The 20,753-nt window shown below is 70.0% G+C and carries 16 protein-coding genes; 15 read left to right on the top strand and 1 reads right to left on the bottom strand.

Features of this window, described 5'->3' with window-relative positions; all coding sequences use genetic code 11:
• Positions 1–2: 2 nt before the first annotated feature.
• From OCU29_RS08820 to OCU29_RS08760, 13 genes are all read left to right on the top strand, one after another.
• Positions 3–1,289, top strand: coding sequence for an MCE family protein (locus OCU29_RS08820; RefSeq protein WP_179614389.1), 1,287 nt, complete (start codon positions 3–5; stop codon positions 1,287–1,289).
• On the top strand, positions 1,286–2,323 hold the full coding sequence (locus OCU29_RS08815; RefSeq protein ID WP_179614388.1) for an MCE family protein: 1,038 nt from the start codon (positions 1,286–1,288) through the stop codon (positions 2,321–2,323). Before OCU29_RS08820 ends, OCU29_RS08815 begins: the two co-directional genes overlap by 4 nt.
• Positions 2,324–2,346: 23 nt before the next feature.
• A complete protein-coding gene (locus OCU29_RS08810; RefSeq protein ID WP_306799014.1) occupies positions 2,347–3,300 on the top strand; it encodes an MCE family protein in 954 nt (317 codons plus the stop codon).
• On the top strand, positions 3,297–4,445 hold the full coding sequence (locus OCU29_RS08805; protein WP_261819627.1) for an MCE family protein: 1,149 nt from the start codon (positions 3,297–3,299) through the stop codon (positions 4,443–4,445). The genes OCU29_RS08810 and OCU29_RS08805 overlap by 4 nt, the downstream gene beginning before the upstream one ends.
• Positions 4,445–5,845, top strand: a complete 1,401-nt coding sequence (locus OCU29_RS08800; RefSeq protein WP_261819626.1) for an MCE family protein — start codon at positions 4,445–4,447, stop codon at positions 5,843–5,845. Before OCU29_RS08805 ends, OCU29_RS08800 begins: the two co-directional genes overlap by 1 nt.
• Positions 5,842–7,131, top strand: a complete 1,290-nt coding sequence (locus tag OCU29_RS08795; protein ID WP_261819625.1) for an MCE family protein — start codon at positions 5,842–5,844, stop codon at positions 7,129–7,131. Before OCU29_RS08800 ends, OCU29_RS08795 begins: the two co-directional genes overlap by 4 nt.
• Positions 7,128–7,844: a hypothetical protein gene (locus OCU29_RS08790; RefSeq protein WP_261819624.1), complete on the top strand. Its 717-nt coding sequence runs from the start codon at positions 7,128–7,130 to the stop codon at positions 7,842–7,844. Before OCU29_RS08795 ends, OCU29_RS08790 begins: the two co-directional genes overlap by 4 nt.
• Positions 7,841–8,662, top strand: a complete 822-nt coding sequence (locus OCU29_RS08785) for a J domain-containing protein (RefSeq protein ID WP_261819623.1) — start codon at positions 7,841–7,843, stop codon at positions 8,660–8,662. The genes OCU29_RS08790 and OCU29_RS08785 overlap by 4 nt, the downstream gene beginning before the upstream one ends.
• Positions 8,663–8,889: 227 nt before the next feature.
• On the top strand, positions 8,890–12,363 hold the full coding sequence (gene rpoB / locus OCU29_RS08780; RefSeq protein WP_179614382.1) for a DNA-directed RNA polymerase subunit beta: 3,474 nt from the start codon (positions 8,890–8,892) through the stop codon (positions 12,361–12,363).
• A gap of 91 nt (positions 12,364–12,454) precedes the next feature.
• Positions 12,455–16,339: a DNA-directed RNA polymerase subunit beta' gene (locus tag OCU29_RS08775; RefSeq protein WP_261819622.1), complete on the top strand. Its 3,885-nt coding sequence runs from the start codon at positions 12,455–12,457 to the stop codon at positions 16,337–16,339.
• A gap of 142 nt (positions 16,340–16,481) precedes the next feature.
• Complete coding sequence (locus tag OCU29_RS08770) at positions 16,482–16,685, top strand: hypothetical protein (protein ID WP_261819621.1); 204 nt, start codon at positions 16,482–16,484, stop codon at positions 16,683–16,685.
• A 51-nt stretch (positions 16,686–16,736) separates the two neighbouring features.
• The gene (locus OCU29_RS08765) at positions 16,737–18,005 is read left to right on the top strand and encodes a geranylgeranyl reductase family protein (RefSeq protein ID WP_261819620.1); all 1,269 of its coding nucleotides are present in this window, start codon (positions 16,737–16,739) and stop codon (positions 18,003–18,005) included.
• Between the two features lie 41 nt (positions 18,006–18,046).
• Positions 18,047–18,790: a 1-acyl-sn-glycerol-3-phosphate acyltransferase gene (locus OCU29_RS08760; RefSeq protein ID WP_261819619.1), complete on the top strand. Its 744-nt coding sequence runs from the start codon at positions 18,047–18,049 to the stop codon at positions 18,788–18,790.
• Here OCU29_RS08760 and OCU29_RS08755 read toward each other — a convergent pair.
• Positions 18,787–18,993: a hypothetical protein gene (locus OCU29_RS08755; RefSeq protein ID WP_261819618.1), complete on the bottom strand. Its 207-nt coding sequence runs from the start codon at positions 18,991–18,993 to the stop codon at positions 18,787–18,789. The two genes, OCU29_RS08760 and OCU29_RS08755, sit on opposite strands and share 4 nt — an antisense overlap.
• Positions 18,994–19,327: 334 nt before the next feature.
• Here OCU29_RS08755 and OCU29_RS08750 point away from each other — a divergent pair, with 334 nt between their 5' ends.
• Positions 19,328–19,861 (top strand): SigE family RNA polymerase sigma factor, encoded by a 534-nt coding sequence (locus OCU29_RS08750; RefSeq protein WP_261819617.1) that lies wholly within the window; start codon positions 19,328–19,330, stop codon positions 19,859–19,861.
• Positions 19,858–20,739, top strand: coding sequence for a hypothetical protein (locus OCU29_RS08745; RefSeq protein WP_261819616.1), 882 nt, complete (start codon positions 19,858–19,860; stop codon positions 20,737–20,739). Before OCU29_RS08750 ends, OCU29_RS08745 begins: the two co-directional genes overlap by 4 nt.
• Positions 20,740–20,753 lie beyond the last annotated feature (14 nt).

Here is a 20,753-nt window from a genome sequence, read left to right as displayed (position 1 = left end):
CGATGATCCTTCGACAGTTCAAGCTCCTGGGCATCGTCTTCCTGGCGATGCTGGTGGGCGGCGCGTGGCTGACCTACGCCATCTTCACCAAGAAGTTCGTCGACTACGACGAGGTCACCCTGCAGAGCTCGCGCATCGGCCTGCAGCTGCCCGAGCGTGCCGACGTCAAGATCCGTGGCGTCATCGTCGGCGAGGTGCTCGACTACGTGCCCACCGAGGCCGGTGCCGACATCACGCTGGGGCTCTACCCCGACGACATCGACACGATCCCGGCCGACGTCACCGGCTCGATCGTGCCCAAGACCCTCTTCGGCGAGAAGTACGTCGCGCTGGTGGTCGAGGGCGACGACGTCGGTGGGCCGAGCATCGAGGCCGGGGCGGTCATCGACCGCACCGAGGTCGCCACCGAGGTCGAGAAGGTGCTCTCCGACCTCAACCCGCTGCTGCGCACGGTCCAGCCCGCCGAGCTGAACATGACCCTCAACGCCCTGGCCACCGCCCTCGAGGGCCGCGGTGACCAGCTCGGCGAGAACCTCGAGACGCTCGACTCCTACCTCAAGCGGTTCAACCCCCAGCTGCCGGGCGCGATCGAGGACCTGCGGCTGACGGCCGAGGTCTCCGACATCTACGCCGACGTGCTGCCCGAGGTGGGCCAGATCCTGCGCGACCAGGTCACCACCCTCGGCACGCTCGAGGAGCAGTCCGACACGCTGAACGCGCTGTTCCGCGACGTCAGCGCCTTCTCCGGCAGCGCCCGCACCTTCCTGGCCGAGAACGAGCAGAACCTGATCCGGCTCGGGGAGGTCTCCGAGCCCCAGGTGCGCCTGCTGGCCAAGTACTCCCCGCAGTTCACCTGCCTCACGCGCGGCATCGTCAACGCCGGCAAGCTCCAGGCCGAGGCGTTCCGCAACTTCACCCTGCACATCGTGCTGGAGACGCTGCCCAACCAGCCGCGCGGCTACAACGCCAACGACCAGCCCCGCTACGGCGAGGACCGTGGGCCCAACTGCCTCAACCTGCCCAGCCCGCCCGGAAGCCAGGAGAACCCGAACCAGGTGCAGCCCGACATGGACGACGGCGTCGACGAGCCGACCGGCAAGGGCACCAGCCGGGTCACCCCGGGCCCGTCCTTCGACGCAGGGCAGGGCTACGCCGGCAGCCTGGCCGAGAGCGAGCTGCTCAAGTCGCTGCTCGCGCCCGGCATGGGCGTCAGCGCCAGCGACGTCCCCGACCTCGGTGCCCTCCTGCTGGGCCCGATGGCGCGCGGCGCGGAGGTGAGCCTGCGATGAGCAAGGTCCTCGATGCCCAGACCGCCGGCGCGCTGGTCAAGCTCCTGATCTTCGTGGTCGTCACGCTGCTGGCCACGGGCGTGCTGATCATCACGATCGGCAACATCTCCTTCGCCGACTCCAAGGAGTACAAGGCGGAGTTCGTCGACGCCACCGGCGTCGTGTCCGGCGACGACGTGCGGGTGGCCGGCGTCAAGGTCGGCACCGTCACCGATGTCGAGGTCGTCGACCGCACCCGTGCGCTCGTCAGCTTCGACCTCGAGGAGGAGGTCACGCTCACCGAGGCCAGCCGGGCGTCGATCCGCTACCGCAACCTGGTGGGCCAGCGCTACATCTCGCTGACCCAGCAGGTGGGGGAGACCACCGCCCTCGAGGAGGGCGACACGATCGACGTCTCCAACACCTCGCCGGCACTCGACCTCACGGTGCTCTTCAACGGCTTCAAGCCGCTGTTCCAGGCGCTCTCCCCGGCCGACGTCAACAAGCTGTCCTACGAGGTCGTGCAGGTCTTCCAGGGCGAGGGCGGCACGCTCGAGAGCCTGCTGGCCAGCACCGCCTCGGTCACCAGCACGCTCGCCGACCGCGACGAGCTGATCAGCGACCTGATCACCAACCTCGACCAGGTGCTCGACAACATCGCCGACCGCGACGACCAGCTCAGCGACCTCATCGTGAACTTCCGGACCCTGGTCAAGGGGCTCAAGCAGGACCGCGGCGCGATCCTCGGCTCGCTCGAGCAGATCTCGCTGCTCTCCGAGCAGACCTCTGACCTCGTCGGGGGCATCCGCCAGCCCTTCACCAACGACGTCAAGCAGCTGCGGCGCCTGGCCGGCAACATCAACCGCAACAAGGGCGAGCTCGACCGGGCCCTGCAGGTGCTGCCGATCAAGCTGACCAAGGTGGGGCGCACCGCGATCTACGGCTCCTACTTCAACTTCTTCCTCTGCGGCTTCGAGGGACGGGTCCGGCTGCCCGGGGGCAGCCCGGTCCCGGTGAACTTCAACACCGGTGCGGAGAGGTGTGATCTCGGATGACCCCCTTCCGTGAGCGGAACCCCGTGATCGTGGGACTGGTCAGCCTCAGCGTGCTGGCGGTGCTGCTGGTCGCGGCCTTCCGCGCCCAGGACCTGCCCCTCATCGGCGGCGGCGACACCTACTACGCCGAGTTCTCCGAGGCCGGCGGGCTCCAGCCCGACGACGAGGTGCGCATCGCCGGCGTCCGCGTGGGCCAGGTCAAGAGCATCGAGCTCTCCGACGGCGTCGTGCGGGTGGCCTTCCAGGTCAAGACCGACTCCGGGTTCGGCCCCGACAGCCGCGCCGACATCAAGGTCAAGACGCTGCTGGGCTCGATGTACCTCTCCGTCGACCCGGCCGGGTCCGGCCAGCTCGAGGAGGGCGCCACCATCCCGGTGGCCCGCACCACCTCGCCCTTCGACGTCGTCGAGGCCTTCGAGGGCCTCGCCGACACCGCGGGCGACATCGACACCGACCAGCTGGCCCGGTCGCTGACCACCCTGGCCGACCTGACCCGCAACACCCCCGAGGAGTTCCGTGCCGCGCTCGACGGCGTCTCGCGGCTCTCGACCAACATCGCCGACAAGAACGAGGAGATCGGCAGCCTGCTGACCAACCTCGAACGGGTCTCGACGGTGCTGGACGACCGCGACGAGGACCTCGTCGACCTGATGAAGGACGCCGACGTGCTGTTCCAGGCGCTGGTGGCCCGGCGCGACCAGATCCACCGGCTGCTGGTCTCCACCACCGAGCTCTCCACCGAGCTGACCCGTCTGGTCCGCGACACCCGCAGCGACCTGACGCCTGCCCTCGAGGAGCTCGAGGAGGTGCTCGCGGTGCTGAACAAGAACGAGGACAACATCGACGACAGCATCCGGCTGATGGCGCCGTTCTACCGCGTCTTCGCCAACACCCTGGGCAACGGTCCCTGGTTCGACACCTACATCCAGAACTTCCCGCCGATCCCCGAGGTCCTGAACGGAGGTGGCATCTCGTGAGCGCCGTCCGCCGCTTCGCCGTCCCGCTGGTCGTCCTCGCCCTCCTGGTCGCCGCCGCGCTGACCTTCCTGGGCGGCGAGGACCGCAAGATGCTCACCGCCCAGTTCCCGCGCACGGTGTCGGTCTACGAAGGCTCCGACGTGCGTGTCCTCGGCGTGCCGGTGGGCCAGGTCGAGACCGTGGTGCCCTCGGGCACCGAGGTCGTGGTGACCATGTCCTACGACGCCGACGTGCAGGTGCCGGCCGACGCCAGCGCCGTCATCATCGCCCCCTCCATCGTGGGTGACCGCTACATCCAGCTGACCCCGGTCTACGAGGACGGCGACGAGATCGCCGAGGGCACGATCCTCGGCGTCGACCGCACCTCGGTGCCGCTGGAGCTCGACGACATCTACGCCAGCCTCGATAGGCTCAACGTCGCCCTGGGCCCGGAGGGCGCGAACAAGAACGGTGCGCTCAACGACCTGCTGCAGGTGACGGCCGAGAACTTCGGGGGACAGGGCGCCGCGTTCAACCAGACCATCGGTGACTTCAGCCGGCTCTCCGAGACGCTCGACGACAACAAGGACGAGCTCTTCTCCTCCCTCAGCGAGGTCCAGGCCTTCGTCAGCACCCTGGCCGAGAACGACACCACGGTGCGCCAGTTCAACCAGTCGTTGGCCGACGTCTCCGAGCTGCTCGCGGGGGAGCGCCATGAGCTGGCCGCCTCGCTGGGCAACCTGTCCACCGCGCTGGGCGAGGTCAACGACTTCGTGAAGACCAACCGCGACGTCCTCGGACGCGACATCAAGGGGCTCAACCGGGTGGCCAAGGTGCTGGTCAAGCAGCGCAACAACCTCGACGAGGTGCTCTCCGTGGCGCCGCTGGCGCTGAACAACCTGTACCTGACCTACAACCCCCAGGCCGGCACGCTCGACACCAACGCCAACATCGGCAACCTTGAGAACCAGCTCGTGAACGACCCCTCGCTGCTGCTGTGCACCGTCGTGAACTCCGTCGACCCGACCGGGGGCCTGTGCGACCTGGTGCAGGACACCCTGCCGCGGCCCGGAGCGCTCGACGCCCTGCGGGGCGGCGGCACCACCGCCGCGGACCCCGACCCGTTCGACCCGTCCCTGGGTGGTCTCGTGGAGGTGACCCGCTGATGCGCAGGACCCGACTGGCCCTCGCCATGGTGGCGGCGTCGCTGACGCTGAGCGCCTGCGACTTCGACGTCTACCAGCTGCCCCTGCCCGGCGGCACCGACACCGGTGACGACCCGATCACCGTGACCGTGCAGTTCGCCGACGTGCTCGACCTGGTGCCCAAGTCGACCGTCAAGCTCAACGAGGTCGACGTGGGGAAGGTGACCGACATCGAGCTCGACGGCACCGTCGCCGAGGTCACCCTCGAGCTGCGCAACGACACCGACCTGCCCGACGCCCCGCTGGCCGAGATCCGCCAGACCAGCCTGCTCGGCGAGAAGTTCGTCTCGCTCTCGGCCCCGGCCGACGGCGGCAGTGGCGAGCTCGGTGACGGCGACGTCATCCCGCTCGACCGCACGGGCCGCAACCCCGAGGTCGAGGAGGTGCTCGGTGCGCTGAGCCTGGTCCTCAACGGCGGCGGCGTGGCCCAGCTCAAGACGATCACCCAGGAGCTCAACCTCGCCCTCGAGGGCCGCGAGGACTCCGCCAAGTCGGTGCTGACCCAGGTCGACACGCTGGTGGGCACCCTCGACGACAACAAGGCCGACATCGTCGACGCCATCGCGAGGCTCAACGACCTGGCGCTCGCGGTGCGCGAGCAGCAGGACGACATCAACCTGGCCCTCGACGAGCTGCCGACCGCCCTGGTCTCGCTGGACCGCCAGCGCGAGGACCTGGTCGGCATGCTCCAGGCGCTCGACCGCCTGGGTGACGTGGGCGTGCGCGTGATCAGGGCGACCAAGCAGGACACCATCGCGACGCTGACCCAGCTGCAGCCGGTGCTGACCGAGCTCGCCGACTCCGGCGACGCCTTCGTCAAGGCGTTCAACGTCTTCCTGACCTACCCCTTCGTCGACGAGGTCGTCGGCCGCGACCCGCAGGTCGCCCGCAACCTGCACATGGGCGACTACACCAACCTCGACATCCAGCTCGAGATCGACCTGTCCGGCGGCATCACCGGCGTCCCCAGCGAGCTGCCCACGCTGCTGCCCACCGACCTCGACCCGACCAAGCTGCTCGGCGACGTCGCCGCGTGCCTGCAGAGCGGGAGCCTGACCTCCAAGGCCTGCCAGAAGGTGCTCTCGACGCCCGAGAAGCTGCTGAAGCTGCAGGAGGTGTGCCTGAAGAAGAAGAACAAGGACACCGTGGTCTGCAAGCTGCTGGCCAACGTGCCCGGCCTGCCCAACCTGGGCGGCGGCGGTGGCGGTGGGGGCCTCCCCGGCCTCCCCGAGCTGCCGATCGTCGGGGGCCTCCTGCGCCCCGGCTTCGACACGGAGCGCGGCCCGACGATGGCCGAGCTCGCCGCGATCTACGACGAGGACCTCGTGACCCTGCTCGTGCCCGGGATGGTGTCCCGATGATCACTCGCCGCACCAAGGTCCAGCTGCTGGTCTTCGTGATCATCACGCTGCTCGGCGTCTCCTACGTCGGCGCGCGCTACGCCCAGCTCGACCGGCTGTTCTACGACAGCTCCTACACCGTGGTGGCCCACCTCGAGCGCTCCGGCGGCATCTTCGCCGGCGGCGAGGTCACCTACCGAGGTGTGGGCGTGGGCCGGGTCGACAAGCTCGAGCTGACCGACGAGGGCGTCGACGCCTACCTGTCGATCGAGAACGACTACGACACGATCCCCGCCGACACCCTCGCGGTGGTCGGCAACCGCTCCGCGGTGGGTGAGCAGTACGTCGAGCTGCAGCCGAAGGTCGAGACCGAGCCCTACCTCGAGCAGGGCTCCGAGATCGCGCTGGAGGACACCCGCACCCCGATCGCCGTCGAGGTGCTCCTCGAGAACCTCTCGACCACCGTCGGCTCGGTCGACCGGCAGGCGCTGCGCACCACGGTCGGCGAGCTGGGTGAGGCCTTCGCGGGCACCGGCGAGGACCTGCAGCGCATCATCGACACCGGCAACTCCTTCATCGAGACCGCCAACGACAACTTCGACGTCACCACGGCGCTGATCCGCGACTCCAACGTGGTGCTCAACGGCCAGATCGCCTCCGAGAGCGCCATCCGGACCTTCGCCGACCAGCTGGCCCTGTTCTCGGGCACCCTGGCCGACGCCGATCCCGACCTGCGCCGCCTGATCGCCAACGGCTCGCCCGCCGCGGTGCAGCTGCGCGGCCTCATCGAGGACAACCGCGTCGAGCTGGGCAGCCTGGTCAACAACCTGGTCACCACCGGCGAGGTGGTCGTGCGCCACCTCGACGGCATCGAGCAGCTGCTGGTCATCTACCCGTACGTGGTCGAGGGCGGCTTCACGGTCGTCTCCAAGTCCCCCGACACCGGCCTCTACGACGCCCACTTCGGCCTGATCATCACCGACAACCCCATCTGCCACGACGGCTACCAGAGCACCGACACCCGGCCTCCGCAGAACGGCGAGAACCGCCCGATGAACGAGGACGCGCGCTGCGAGGAGCCCCCCACGGTCAGCAACGCCCGTGGTGCGCAGAACGTCAACCCCCGCCCGGCGGCGCAGTACGACCCGTCGTCGGTGGTGGCCTCCTTCGACCCCGACACCGGCGAGCTGACCTGGGGCGACCGGCCCCCGGCGGCGTTGTCGGCACCGGGTAGCGTGGCCCCGCCCACGCTCGGTAAGGAGTCCTGGAAGTGGCTGTTCCTCCAGCCGCTCGTCGCCGACCGGTGACGAGCGACGAGACCGACCCGCACGACCCGGCAGCAGGCACCACCTCGCGCGTCGCAGCGCCCGGCTTCCGCCTGGCGCTGGCCGCCGTGCTGGTCGTGCTCCTCGTCGCAGGTGTCGTCGTCGTGGGCTACGTGGTCGCCACCCGCAGCTCCAGCGCCGACGGCAACCTCGCCGAACGGGTCTCCAACGTGGCCCAGGGCCGCAACGAGATCCAGGAGGAGCGCGAGCAGGTCATGGAGGTGGCCAGCCAGTTCATGCTGCGGGTCAACACCTACGGCCCCGACCTCCTCGACGAGGACGGCCGGATGCCGGAGTACCGCGAGCTGGTCTCCGAGCTGATCACCGCCAAGTTCCGCACCGAGTTCGAGGAGTCGGTCGGCACCGCCGAGCAGACCGTGGCCCAGGCCGGCCTGGGTCGCACCAGCGAGGTCTACGCGGTGGGCGTCTCGACGCTCGACGCCGACTCCGCGACCGCGCTGGTCGCGGGGCAGTTCACCAACTCCTTCGCCCAGGGCGACGACGCGGAGCGGGCCGAGGGCACGCCCTCGCAGTACCGCGTGCGCGTCGAGCTGGTGCGGGTCGAGGGGGAGTGGCAGGTCGACGACTTCGCCCCGGTGACCGGCCAGGGCGTGCTGCCCGCCGAGCCCACCGAGCCCGGCGACGGCAGCGGCAGCGGCGACGGCAGCGACGGCAGCGACGGGGGAGAGCAGTGAGCGCCACCGGGGCCAGCTGGTACGACGTGCTGGGCGTCGAGCCCGACGCGAGCACCGAGGAGGTGCGCAGCGCGTGGCGCTCGGCGATCGCCGACCTCGACCCCAGCGAGCGCCGCTTCCGCCTGCTCAACCAGGCCGCGGAGGTGCTCCTGGACCCCGCGCGCCGGGCCGAGCACGACGCCGCCCTCGAGGCGGGGCGCAGCGACGAGCCCGAGCCCGAGGAACCGGTCGCGACCCCGACGACCTCCCCGGCGACCCCGACGACCCCGGCGGCTGCCGTGCCGCCGACCGGGTCCCGGCTCCCGCTGGTGCCCGGCTGGGCGCTGGTGGTCCTGGCCGTGCTGGCGGTGCTGTCGGTGAGCGCGGCCGTGGTGGTGTGGGTGCAGCCCAACGAGCGCGTGGTCTCGGCCGCCGAGGGCGGCAACGAGATCGAGGAGTCGGCCGAGCAGGCGCGCGCCACGGCCGAGCGTGCCGTGGGCCCGGTCCTGTCCTACGACTACCGCTCCTTCGAGGAGTCCACGGCGGCGGCGCGCTCCTACATGACCGTCGACTACCAGGAGGACTACGACCAGCTCGTGGCCGCGCTCGAGCCGAACCTCGAGGAGGTCCAGCCGGTCGTGGAGGTCGAGGTGGTCGACTCCGCGGTGGTGCGCACCAGCGGTGACCGGGTCGACGTGCTGCTCTTCGTCAACCGGCCCACCCTGAACAAGGGGATGGACGAGCCCGTGGTCTACAAGGACCAGGTCACGATGCGCATGGTGCGCGAGGACGGCACCTGGCTGGTGGACGACCTGTCCACCACCCCGCTGCAGGAGTGAGCCGGCGCGGGCGCCCCGGCACGGCCGGGGTGCTTGACCCCGTCGCGCCCAAGGCTCATCATCATCGGGACATCCATCGTCTCCGGTGCGTGCATATCTTGTCGCGCCCGTGATCTTGGGGTAACGTAGCGCTTTGCGCCTGCCCTCAAATGCCCTCAAGCCTGCCCGGTGGCTGTGTGGTGGTGGACTGGCGCCATCGATGAGCAGACCCGTCGAAGGACTCACTCTTGGCCGCGCGCTCCGCATCCGCCGTTTCTCGTGCAACCCGCCGCATCTCGTTCGCGAAGATCGCCGAACCTCTCGAGGTTCCCCAGCTCCTCTCCCTCCAGACCGACAGCTTCGACTGGCTGGTCGGCAACGACAAGTGGACCGCCGAGGTCGAGCGTCGCCGTGCCAACGGCGACGACGTCTCGGAGAAGTCCGGTCTGACCGAGATCTTCGAGGAGATCTCGCCGATCGAGGACTTCAGCGAGACCATGTCGCTCTCGTTCGAGAACCCGGTCTTCTACGACCCCAAGTACACCGTGGACGAGTGCAAGGAGAAGGACTTCACCTACTCCGCCCCTCTCTACGTCTCGGCGGAGTTCACCAACAACGACACCGGTGAGATCAAGGGCCAGACGGTCTTCATGGGCGACTTCCCGCTCATGACCCCCAAGGGCACGTTCGTCATCAACGGCACCGAGCGCGTCGTGGTCTCCCAGCTGGTCCGCAGCCCGGGCGTCTACTTCGAGCGCTCCGCGGACAAGACGTCCGACAAGGACATCTACACCGCCAAGCTCATCCCCAGCCGCGGCGCGTGGCTGGAGTTCGAGATCGACAAGCGCGACCTCGTCGGTGTGCGCCTCGACCGCAAGCGCAAGCAGAACGTCACGGTGCTGCTCAAGGCCCTCGGCTGGACCAACGAGCAGATCCGCGAGGAGTTCGGCCAGTACGAGTCGATGATGCTCACGCTGGAGAAGGACCACACCGAGACGCAGAAGGACGCGCTGCTCGACATCTACCGCAAGCTGCGTCCGGGCGAGCCCCCCACGGAGGAGGCCGCCCAGACCCTGCTGAACAACTACTACTTCAACCCCAAGCGCTACGACCTGGCCAAGGTCGGTCGCTACAAGATCAACAAGAAGCTCGGCCTGACCGAGGCCTTCGACCAGCAGACGCTGACCGTCGACGACGTCGTCGCCGCGATCCGCTACATCGTGGCCCTGCACGACGGTCGCGAGGAGGTCGAGGCGCCCGCGGGTCCGCTCGACATCGCCGCCGACGACATCGACCACTTCGGCAACCGTCGCATGCGCACGGTGGGCGAGCTGATCCAGAACCAGCTGCGCACCGGGCTGGCGCGCATGGAGCGCGTGGTCCGCGAGCGGATGACCACCCAGGACGTCGAGGCGATCACGCCGCAGTCGCTGATCAACATCCGCCCGGTCGTCGCGGCGCTGAAGGAGTTCTTCGGCACCTCGCAGCTGAGCCAGTTCATGGACCAGACCAACCCGATCGCGGGCCTGACGCACAAGCGTCGTCTCTCCGCGCTGGGTCCCGGCGGTCTGTCCCGCGACCGCGCCGGCATGGAGGTCCGCGACGTCCACCCGTCGCACTACGGCCGCATGTGCCCCATCGAGACCCCTGAGGGCCCGAACATCGGCCTGATCGGTTCGCTGGCCTCCTACGGGCGGATCAACCCGTTCGGCTTCGTGGAGACCCCCTACCGCAAGGTCGTCGAGGGTCAGGTCACCGACCAGATCGACTACCTGACGGCCGACGACGAGGACCGCTACGTCATCGCGCAGGCCAACGCCCAGCTCGACGACGACCTGCGCTTCGTCAACGAGCGCGTGCTGGTGCGCCAGCGCGACGGCGAGGTCTCCGAGATCCTGGCCGGCGAGATCGACTACATGGACGTCTCGCCGCGCCAGATGGTCTCGGTCGCCACCGCGCTGATCCCGTTCCTCGAGCACGACGACGCCAACCGCGCGCTCATGGGCGCCAACATGCAGCGCCAGGCCGTCCCGCTCATCAAGAGCGACAGCCCGCTGGTCGGCACCGGCATCGAGTACCGCGCCGCGGTCGACGCCGGCGACGTGGTCGTGGCCGAGAAGGCCGGTGTCGTCAAGGACGTCTCGGCCGACCTGGTCGAGACCATGAACGACGACGGCAGCTACTCCTCCTACAAGCTGGCGAAGTTCCGCCGGTCCAACCAGGGCACCTGCATCAACCAGCGCCCCCTGGTCTCGGAGGGTGACCGCCTCGAGGTCGGCAGCCCGATCGCCGACGGCCCCTGCACCGACGAGGCCGAGATGGCGCTGGGCACCAACCTGCTCGTCGCCTTCATGCCCTGGCAGGGCCACAACTACGAGGACGCGATCATCCTCTCCCAGCGCCTGGTGCAGGAGGACGTCCTCACCTCGATCCACATCGAGGAGCACGAGGTCGACGCCCGCGACACCAAGCTGGGCCCCGAGGAGATCACCCGGGACATCCCGAACATCTCCGAGGAGGGTCTGGCCGACCTCGACGAGCGCGGCATCATCCGCATCGGTGCCGAGGTCGTGACCGGCGACATCCTCGTCGGCAAGGTCACGCCCAAGGGCGAGACCGAGCTGACCCCCGAGGAGCGCCTGCTGCGCGCGATCTTCGGCGAGAAGGCGCGCGAGGTGCGCGACACCTCGATGAAGGTCCCCCACGGCGAGTCGGGCACCGTCATCGGCGTGCGCGTCTTCGACCGCGAGGACGGCGACGAGCTGCCCCCGGGCGTCAACCAGCTGGTCCGCGTCTACGTGGCGCAGAAGCGCAAGATCTCGGTGGGCGACAAGCTCGCCGGTCGCCACGGCAACAAGGGCGTCATCGCCAAGATCCTGCCGATCGAGGACATGCCGTTCATGGAGGACGGCACCCCGGTCGACGTGGTGCTCAACCCGCTGGGTGTGCCGCGACGGATGAACATCGGCCAGATCCTCGAGCTCCACCTGGGCTGGCTGGCCAAGCAGGGCTGGGACCTGGACCTCGCCGACGACACCTCGGACGCGGACTGGAAGCAGCGTCTGATGAAGATCCACGTCGACAAGGCCGAGCCCAACACCAAGGTGGCCACCCCGGTCTTCGACGGTGCGCGCGAGGACGAGATCACCGGGCTGCTCGGCTCGACGATCCCCAACCGCGACGGCGTGCGGATGATCGACGGCACCGGCAAGGCCGACCTGTTCGACGGCCGCTCGGGCGAGCCCTTCCCGGACCCGGTCTCGGTCGGCTACATGTACATCCTCAAGCTGCACCACCTCGTGGACGACAAGATCCACGCGCGCAGCACCGGCCCCTACTCGATGATCACCCAGCAGCCGCTCGGCGGTAAGGCCCAGTTCGGTGGCCAGCGCTTCGGTGAGATGGAGGTCTGGGCGATGGAGGCGTACGGCGCCGCCTACGCCCTGCAGGAGCTGCTGACGATCAAGTCCGACGACGTGCCGGGTCGCGTCAAGGTCTACGAGGCGATCGTCAAGGGCGAGAACATCCCCGACTCGGGCATCCCCGAGTCGTTCAAGGTGCTCGTCAAGGAGATGCAGTCGCTGTGCCTGAACGTGGAGGTCCTCTCCCAGGACGGCACCAGCATCGAGCTGCGAGACGCGGAGGAGGACGTCTTCCGCGCCGCCGAGGAGCTCGGCATCGACCTGTCGCGTCGCGAGCCGAGCTCGGTCGAAGAGGTGTGAGCACGGTGGCCGGCGCGCACGTCGCGCCGGCCACCGCTCCCGCCCCCCACGTCTGACTTTTTTCAAGAACCAATGAAGGGTTGCAGCCAAGGTGCTCGACGTTAACTTCTTCGACCAGCTTCAGATCGGTCTGGCCACCGCGGACGAGATCCGCACGTGGAGCCACGGCGAGGTCAAGAAGCCGGAAACCATCAACTACCGCACGCTCAAGCCGGAGCGTGACGGCCTCTTCTGCGAGAAGATCTTCGGTCCCACCCGGGACTGGGAGTGCTACTGCGGCAAGTACAAGCGCGTGCGCTTCAAGGGCATCATCTGCGAGCGCTGCGGCGTCGAGGTGACCCGTTCCAAGGTGCGTCGCGAGCGGATGGGCCACATCGAGCTCGCCGCCCCGGTCACCCACATCTGGTACTTCAAGGGCGTCCCCAGCCGTCTGGGCTACCTGCTCGACCTCGCCCCGAAGGACCTCGAGAAGGTCATCTACTTCGCGGCCTACATGATCACCTCGGTCGACGAGGACGCCCGCCACCGCGACCTGTCCTCGCTCGAGGGCAAGGTCGGCCTCGAGCGCGAGCGCCTCGAGAAGCGTCGCGACCAGTCGCTGGAGGACCGCACCCGCAAGCTGGAGGAGGACCTCGCGGCCCTCGAGGCCGAGGGCGCCAAGGCCGACGCCCGCCGCAAGGTGCGCGACGGTGCCGAGCGGGAGATGAAGCAGCTGCGCGACCGTGCGCAGCGCGAGATCGACCGCCTCGACGAGGTGTGGAACACCTTCAAGTCCCTCAAGGTCCAGGACCTGATGGGCGACGAGATGCTCTACCGCGAGATGAAGGCCTGGTTCGGCAAGTACTTCGAGGGCCACATGGGCGCCGCGGCGATCCAGAAGCGCCTCGAGGACTTCGACATCCCCGCCGAGGTGGAGTCGCTGCGCGACACCATCGCCAACGGCAAGGGCCAGAAGAAGGTCCGCGCCCTCAAGCGCCTCAAGGTCGTCGACGCCTTCCGCAAGACCGGCAACGAGCCGCGGGGCATGGTCCTCGACGCCGTCCCGGTCATCCCGCCGGACCTGCGTCCGATGGTGCAGCTCGACGGTGGTCGCTTCGCGACCTCCGACCTCAACGACCTGTACCGCCGCGTGATCAACCGCAACAACCGGCTCAAGCGGCTGCTCGACCTCGGCGCGCCCGAGATCATCGTCAACAACGAGAAGCGGATGCTCCAGGAGGCCGTCGACTCGCTGTTCGACAACGGCCGTCGTGGTCGCCCCGTCACCGGGCCGGGCAACCGCCCGCTGAAGTCGCTCTCCGACATGCTCAAGGGCAAGCAGGGTCGCTTCCGCCAGAACCTGCTCGGCAAGCGCGTGGACTACTCGGGCCGTTCGGTCATCGTGTCGGGTCCGCAGCTGAAGCTGCACCAGTGCGGTCTGCCCAAGCAGATGGCGCTCGAGCTCTTCAAGCCGTTCGTCATGAAGCGCCTCGTCGACCTCTCGCACGCCCAGAACATCAAGTCCGCCAAGCGGATGGTGGAGCGTGCGCGTCCGGTCGTGTGGGACGTGCTCGAGGAGGTCATCACCGAGCACCCGGTGCTGCTGAACCGTGCACCCACCCTGCACCGCCTGGGCATCCAGGCCTTCGAGCCGCAGCTGATCGAGGGCAAGGCCATCCAGATCCACCCGCTCGTGTGCGGCGCGTTCAACGCCGACTTCGACGGTGACCAGATGGCGGTGCACCTGCCGCTGTCGGCCGAGGCCCAGGCCGAGGCACGGATCCTGATGCTGTCGACCAACAACATCCTCAAGCCCTCGGACGGCCGTCCGGTGACCATGCCCTCGCAGGACATGATCATCGGCTTGTTCTGGCTGACCACGGACCGTGAGGGCGAGCCCGGCGAGGGCCGTGCGTTCTCCAGCGTCTCCGAGGCGATCATGGCCTTCGACCGCCAGGAGATCACCCTGCAGTCGAAGGTGAAGATCCGCCTCGACGACGTGGTGCCGATGGTGGACCCCGACCTGCCCGTGCAGCCCGTCCCGGCCGCCACGACGACCACGGTCGAGACCACCCTGGGTCGCGCGCTCTTCAACGAGACGCTCCCGGCCGACTACCCGTTCGTGAACTACGAGGTCGGCAAGAAGCAGCTCGGCGCGATCGTCAACGACCTGGCCGAGCGCTACACCAAGGTCGAGGTCGCCGCCTCGCTCGACGCGCTCAAGGACGCCGGCTTCCGCTGGGCGACCTTCTCGGGCGTCACCGTCTCGATCGACGACGTCACGACCCCGGCCGACAAGCTGGAGATCCTGGCGCCGTACGAGAAGCAGGCCGCGAAGGTCCAGAAGGACTTCGAGCGGGGCCTGATGACCGACGACGAGCGCCGTCAGGAGCTCGTCGAGATCTGGACCGACGCCAGCCGCAAGGTCGGCGACGCGATGGAGGAGGCGTTCGACCACGCCAACCCCATCCACATGATGGTCGCCTCGGGTGCGTCCGGAAACATGAACCAGATCCGTCAGGTCGGCGCCATGCGAGGCCTGGTGGCCAACCCGAAGGGCGAGATCATCCCGCGCCCGATCAAGGCGAACTTCCGTGAGGGCCTCTCGGTCCTGGAGTACTTCATCTCCACCCACGGTGCTCGCAAGGGTCTGGCCGACACCGCGCTGCGTACCGCCGACTCGGGCTACCTGACCCGTCGCCTGGTGGACGTCTCGCAGGACGTCATCATCCGTGAGGACGACTGCGGCACCGAGCGCGGCCTGCCCAAGCGGATCGGTGAGCGTCGTGAGGACGGCACCGTGGTCAAGGCGGAGAACGCCGAGACCGCGGCGTACGCCCGTGCGGCCGCCACCGAGGTCACCCACCCGGAGAGCGGCGAGACCCTCGCCGTGGCCGGCGAGGACCTCGGCGACGTCAAGATCGACGAGCTCGTGGCCGCCGGCATCGAGGAGGTCAAGGTCCGCTCCGTGCTGACCTGCGACGCCAAGACCGGCACCTGCGCCAAGTGCTACGGCCGCTCGCTGGCCACCGGCAAGCTGGTCGACATCGGCGAGGCCGTCGGCATCATCGCGGCCCAGTCGATCGGTGAGCCCGGCACGCAGCTGACCATGCGTACCTTCCACACCGGTGGTGTGGCCTCGGCCGACGACATCACGCAGGGTCTGCCCCGCGTGGTCGAGCTCTTCGAGGCCCGCTCGCCCAAGGGCCGCACGCCGATCGTCGAGGCGGCCGGTCGGATCGAGATCGAGGACACCGACAAGGCCCGCAAGGTCCTGGTCACCCCCGACGACGGTTCCGAGGTCCAGGAGTACCCGGTCTCGAAGCGCTCGCGCCTCAACGTCGAGGACGGCCAGCACGTCGAGGTCGGCCACCACCTGACCTCGGGCACGCCCGACCCGCAGGACGTCCTGCGGATCCTCGGTGTGCGCCGTGCCCAGGAGCACCTCGTCGACGAGGTCCAGCAGGTCTACCGCTCGCAGGGCGTGTCGATCCACGACAAGCACATCGAGATCATCGTGCGCCAGATGCTGCGTCGCATCACCGTGATCGAGTCGGGCGACACCAACCTGCTGCCCTCCGACCTCGTGGACCGCGTGATCTTCGAGTCCGAGAACCGTCGCGTGGTCTCCGAGGGCGGCAAGCCGGCCTCGGGCCGCCCGGTGCTCATGGGCATCACCAAGGCCTCGCTGGCGACCGAGTCGTGGCTCTCGGCGGCCTCCTTCCAGGAGACCACCCGGGTGCTCACCGACGCGGCGATCCACGGGCGCAGCGACTCGCTGCGCGGCCTGAAGGAGAACGTGATCATCGGAAAGCTGATCCCGGCGGGCACCGGCCTCGAGCGGTACCGCAGCATCCGGGTGGAGCCGACCGAGGAGGCCCGCGCCGCGGCGTACTCCGTGACCGGTTACGACTCCTACGACTACGAGTTCGGCGGCAACGCCGGCGGCCAGGCCGTCGCCCTGGACGACTTCGACTTCGGGTCGTACCAGAGCTGATCTCCACCTGAGCACAGCTCGACACCCAGCCCGCCCGGTCCCACCGGGCGGGCTGTGGTCATTTCGGGGACGCCCGGTCGGGGCGTTGCGCGGGCCGGCGCGGCGTGGTGCGCTGGGTGCTCACCTATCGGGAGGCGACGACGTGGACGAGCAGCCGGGCCAGGACGAGGTCGAGCAGGTCGAGCGTGAGCGGGCGGAGCGGCTGGCGGCCGAGAACCGGCCCGAGGGGGCCGAGGTCGACAACACCGAGCGCGACTTCGACCCCGAGAAGGGCATGTTCACCGACCGCGACGAGTACGACGCGACCGGGCAGGTCTACCCGCCGGTGGAGGAGCAGGACACCTAGCCCGGGACGGGTGGACTTGGGGCGCGCCCGACCACCTGGGAGAATCACGGCGTGAGCCTCCCGACCCAGACCGACGTCCTCGTCGTCGGTGCCGGACCGGCCGGGTCGGCGGCCGCCGCCTGGGCCGCACGCGCCGGCCTCGACGTCCTGCTGACCGACGCTGCGGTCTTCCCGCGCGACAAGACCTGCGGCGACGGGCTGACCCCGCGCGCGGTGCACGAGCTGTCGCTGCTCGGGCTGGAGGACTGGCTGCGCGCCCACACCGTCAACCAGGGGCTGCGCGCCCACGGGTTCGGCCAGACCCTGCTGCTGCCCTGGCCCGGCGGGAACCTGCCCTCGTGGGGCAGCGCCGTGCCGCGCACCGAGCTCGACGACCACCTGCGCACCGCGGCCATCAAGGCCGGGGCCCAGGCGCTCGACGGCGTCCGGGCCGTCGACGTCGTGCGCGAGGGCGACCGGGTGCGCGCGGTCGTGGTGGAGCGTCGCGGACCCGGCGGACGCGACGACGTGGAGCGGTTCGAGATCGGCTGCCGGCGCCTGGTGGTCGCCGACGGCGTGCGCTCGCCGCTGGGCAAGGTGCTGGGCCGCGAGTGGCACCGCGACACCGTCTACGGCGTCGCGGGTCGCTCCTACGTCGCCTCCACCGAGTCCGACGACCCGTGGATCAGCTCGCACCTGGAGCTGCGCGGCGAGGACGGCGCGATCCTGTCGGGCTACGGCTGGATCTTCCCGCTCGGCAACGGCGAGGTGAACCTCGGCGTCGGCACGCTGGCCACCGCGAAGCGCCCGGCGAACATCGCCGTCAAGCCGCTCATGCAGTTCTACGCCGACGAGCGTCGTGAGGGCTTCGGCCTCAGCGGCGAGCTGCGGGCGCCGACGTCGGCGCTGCTGCCCATGGGCGGTGCCGTCTCCGGCGTCGCCGGGCCCAACTGGGCGCTGGTCGGCGACGCCGCCGGCTGCGTGAACCCGCTCAACGGCGAGGGCATCGACTACGGGCTCGAGACCGGTCGACTGGTCGCCGAGCTGATGGCCGACCTCAACCCCGACCGCGACCGGCTCGCCACCGACTGGCCGGCCCTGCTCTCGGCGCACTACGGGGAGTCGTTCTCCGTCGCGCGGCGGCTCGCGGGCCTGGTCACGGTGCCGCGGCTGCTGCCGACGCTGGGGCCGGCCGGGATGCGCTCGGACCGGCTGATGACGCTGGCACTGCGGTGGATGGGCAACCTGGTCACCGACGAGGACCGTGACAGGTCCGCGCGGGTGTGGCGCTGGGCCGGGCGCCGTTCGCTGGCCCTCGACGCCCGACCCCCCTTCTCCTGAGCGGCGAGGCGGCGTACGGCGCGACCGTCCGGCTGGGCCGGGTGGCGCTCCGGGCGCTGCAGGTCACCAGCCGCTGGTCGGGCGAGGAGTACCTGCCCGAGCACGGTCCGGTGCTGCTGGCGAGCAACCACGTGGCCTTCGCGGACTTCCTCTTCGTGGGCCAGGCCGCCCTCGCGCGCGGGCGCCACGTGCGCTTCCTGGCCCGGCACGACGTGTGGCACGCACCGCTGGTCGGGCGCGCGATGACCGCGATGCGCCACGTCCCGGTCGACCGGCGGGCGCCGGCGGCGGCCTACCTGCGCGCCCGCGCGCTGCTGCGGGAGGGCGAGGCGGTGGGTGCCTTCCCCGAGGCCGGGGTCTCGCACTCCTACACGGTGCGCGCGCTGATGCCCGGCGTGGCGGCGCTGGCGCGCGAGCTGGACGTGCCGGTGGTGCCGGTGGCGGTGTGGGGCACCCAGCGGCTCTGGCCGCTGCGCCGCGAGGCGCACGAGCCCTCGCCGCGCCCGGACCTGGCCCGTGGCCGCACGGTCGACGTACGGTTCGGCGCGCCGCTGCGCGTGGCCCCGACCGCCGAGCTGGTCACGACCACGGCTGAGCTGGGCGAGCGGCTCACGGGCCTGCTCGAGGACCTGCAGCGGCTGCCCGAGCACCGACCGCGACCGGGGGAGCAGGCACGGTGGTACCCCCGTCACCTGGGCGGGACGGCGCCCTCGCGCCGCGACGCCCGGGCGCTGGAGGAGTCGCCGAGGTCGGCGGTGCGGCCCACCTGGGGGCCGCCCGACTAGCGCCGCCGGGCGTCGGAGGTCTGTGAGCGGGGGTCGAGGCGACCTCCGGGGCCCTCGTGGAAGAGCCACCCGAGCGGGCGGCGCCCCTCGGAGCACGCGCCCTCGTCGCGGGACCGGGTGGTCGCGTCGTCGCGCACCACGGCCAGCTGGACCGTCGAGGTGCGTCGCCCCGCGTGTGCGCCGGTGTCCGGTCGCTTCGACATCGTCGTGCCCCCTCGCTCCGAGACGCCGGTCGCGACCCCCCGTCGCGACGTCCAGGACAACGCTAGAGAGGCAGCGTCAAACGGACGGCAACACGGGCCACCCACGGGGTCCACAGCTCAGGAACCCCGAGAACCCCGTCCGTCTTCGAGGGGCGCGGGAGAGTGTGGAGCCTGCGATGAACCAGGTTGATCCGGGACTCCACACTTTCTGCCCCGGCCCAGGTGCCCAGCGAGGCACGCGCTCACGCCGGTCGAGGTACACCACCCCGCTGCCCCCTTGCCGCCGCTGGGGCTCGATGGAACCGAATGGCGCTGCTGGGGCATCTTTACTTGTGTGACGCCTGACGAGACCGCCGACTTCGAGGCGTTCATGGCCGCCCGCTGGGCGGGCCTGGTGCGTGCAGCGGTGCTGATGGGCGCGGACCTCCATGCTGCTGAGGACCTCGCCCAGGCGGCGCTGGTCGACTGCCACCGTCGTTGGGGTCGCGTGCAGCTCGCCCAGGACTCCGCGGCGTACGTGCACCGCATCCTGATCAACAGGATGCGGGCGAGCCGCCGCCGTCGGTGGCGCAGCGAAGTGCCGACCGACCCAGCGACCCAGCGCGATCTCCAAGCGACGCTGTCCGCGGGCGGTGACGTCGCAGAGTCCGTGTCTGTCGCGCACGGGGTCCGCGAAGCGCTGGCTGGGTTGCCGCTCGCTCAGCGGCAGGTGGTGGTGCTGCGCCACTTCTGTGACCTCTCGGAGCAGCAGACGGCCGACGTCCTCGACGTCGCCCCGGGCACGGTCAAGAGCCGGCTCTCGAGGGCCATGACAGCACTGGCCGCCGACCCCCGCCTGGTCCCGCTGCGAACGGAGGCAGAGCGATGAGCAACGACCTGACCGAGCTGGTCGCCCGCGCGGGAGACGACATCCCCGTCGCCGCCCCACCGGTCGGCCTCGTCCTCGCCGCGTCCCGTCGACGCCGGCGCCGGACACGCATCTGCCTAGGAGCCGCTGTCGCCGGTCTCGGTGTGGCCACGGTCGCGTCGGCGTACCTCGTCGGGGCCAGCCTCGACGACACGGCACTGGACCCCGCTGAGGGCCCCCGGCAGCACCAGGAGGCCACCACCCCGGTGGCGCCCGAAGCCAGCCAGAAGCTGGACCCGAGCCTCGGCGCGGAGCCGGAGGGCGACGGTGGATGGATGAGTGAGGGGTGGGACGGGGAGACGTCGCCGGCCGGCACCTTCCCCGCCGTCGCCGACAACGGCGCGCAGGGGTACGTGTCCGTCGCGGACATGAGCGACAGCGACTACCACTGCTCGAGCCGGCCTGCATGTGACCGCCTGGTCGACGACCTCACCGCGGCCGGCTACCTGTCCTCGACCGGTGCCTTGACCGTTCCCGTCCGCGACGCGGACGGCACCCGCGTCGGGGTCCTGACCCGAGGTGTCGTCCACCGACCCGGCGAACCGCTCGGCAAGCGCAAGAACCCGGCCGAGGGGTACCCCCGCAACGACGCCGGTCAGACCTACGGCGCCGACACCGGCACCCGCGAGCCCGACCTGGTGGCCACGAGCGGCGACCATGGCCTGCGGGGCTACACCCTCACCGCCGAGCAGTCTCCGGCTACTCCCGCGCAGGCCCTCGAGTGGCAGGAACGCTGGGCGGCACTGGCCCACGGACCGATACTCAACGTCTACGCCGAGGACGGCAGCACGCTCCTCGACACCTTCACCCTGCAGCTGGGAGACAGCGCCGCACACTGATCCGGGACTGCTGC

This window comes from Nocardioides sp. OK12, from assembly GCF_024341885.1.
GTDB classification, from domain to species: Bacteria; Actinomycetota; Actinomycetes; order Propionibacteriales; family Nocardioidaceae; genus Nocardioides; species Nocardioides marinisabuli.
This window is presented reverse-complemented; position numbering and strand designations above follow the sequence as displayed.

Bases quoted from the DNA above. Each gene is read 5' to 3' on its own strand.
- OCU29_RS08795 (WP_261819625.1), top strand. From the start codon at position 5,842: ATGATCACTCGCCGCACCAAGGTCCAGCTGCTGGTCTTCGTGATCATC.
- OCU29_RS08755 (WP_261819618.1), bottom strand. From the start codon at position 18,993: ATGTCGAAGCGACCGGACACCGGCGCACACGCGGGGCGACGCACCTCG.
- OCU29_RS08815 (WP_179614388.1), top strand. From the start codon at position 1,286: ATGAGCAAGGTCCTCGATGCCCAGACCGCCGGCGCGCTGGTCAAGCTC.
- OCU29_RS08820 (WP_179614389.1), top strand. From the start codon at position 3: ATGATCCTTCGACAGTTCAAGCTCCTGGGCATCGTCTTCCTGGCGATG.
- OCU29_RS08745 (WP_261819616.1), top strand. From the start codon at position 19,858: ATGAGCAACGACCTGACCGAGCTGGTCGCCCGCGCGGGAGACGACATC.
- OCU29_RS08800 (WP_261819626.1), top strand. From the start codon at position 4,445: ATGCGCAGGACCCGACTGGCCCTCGCCATGGTGGCGGCGTCGCTGACG.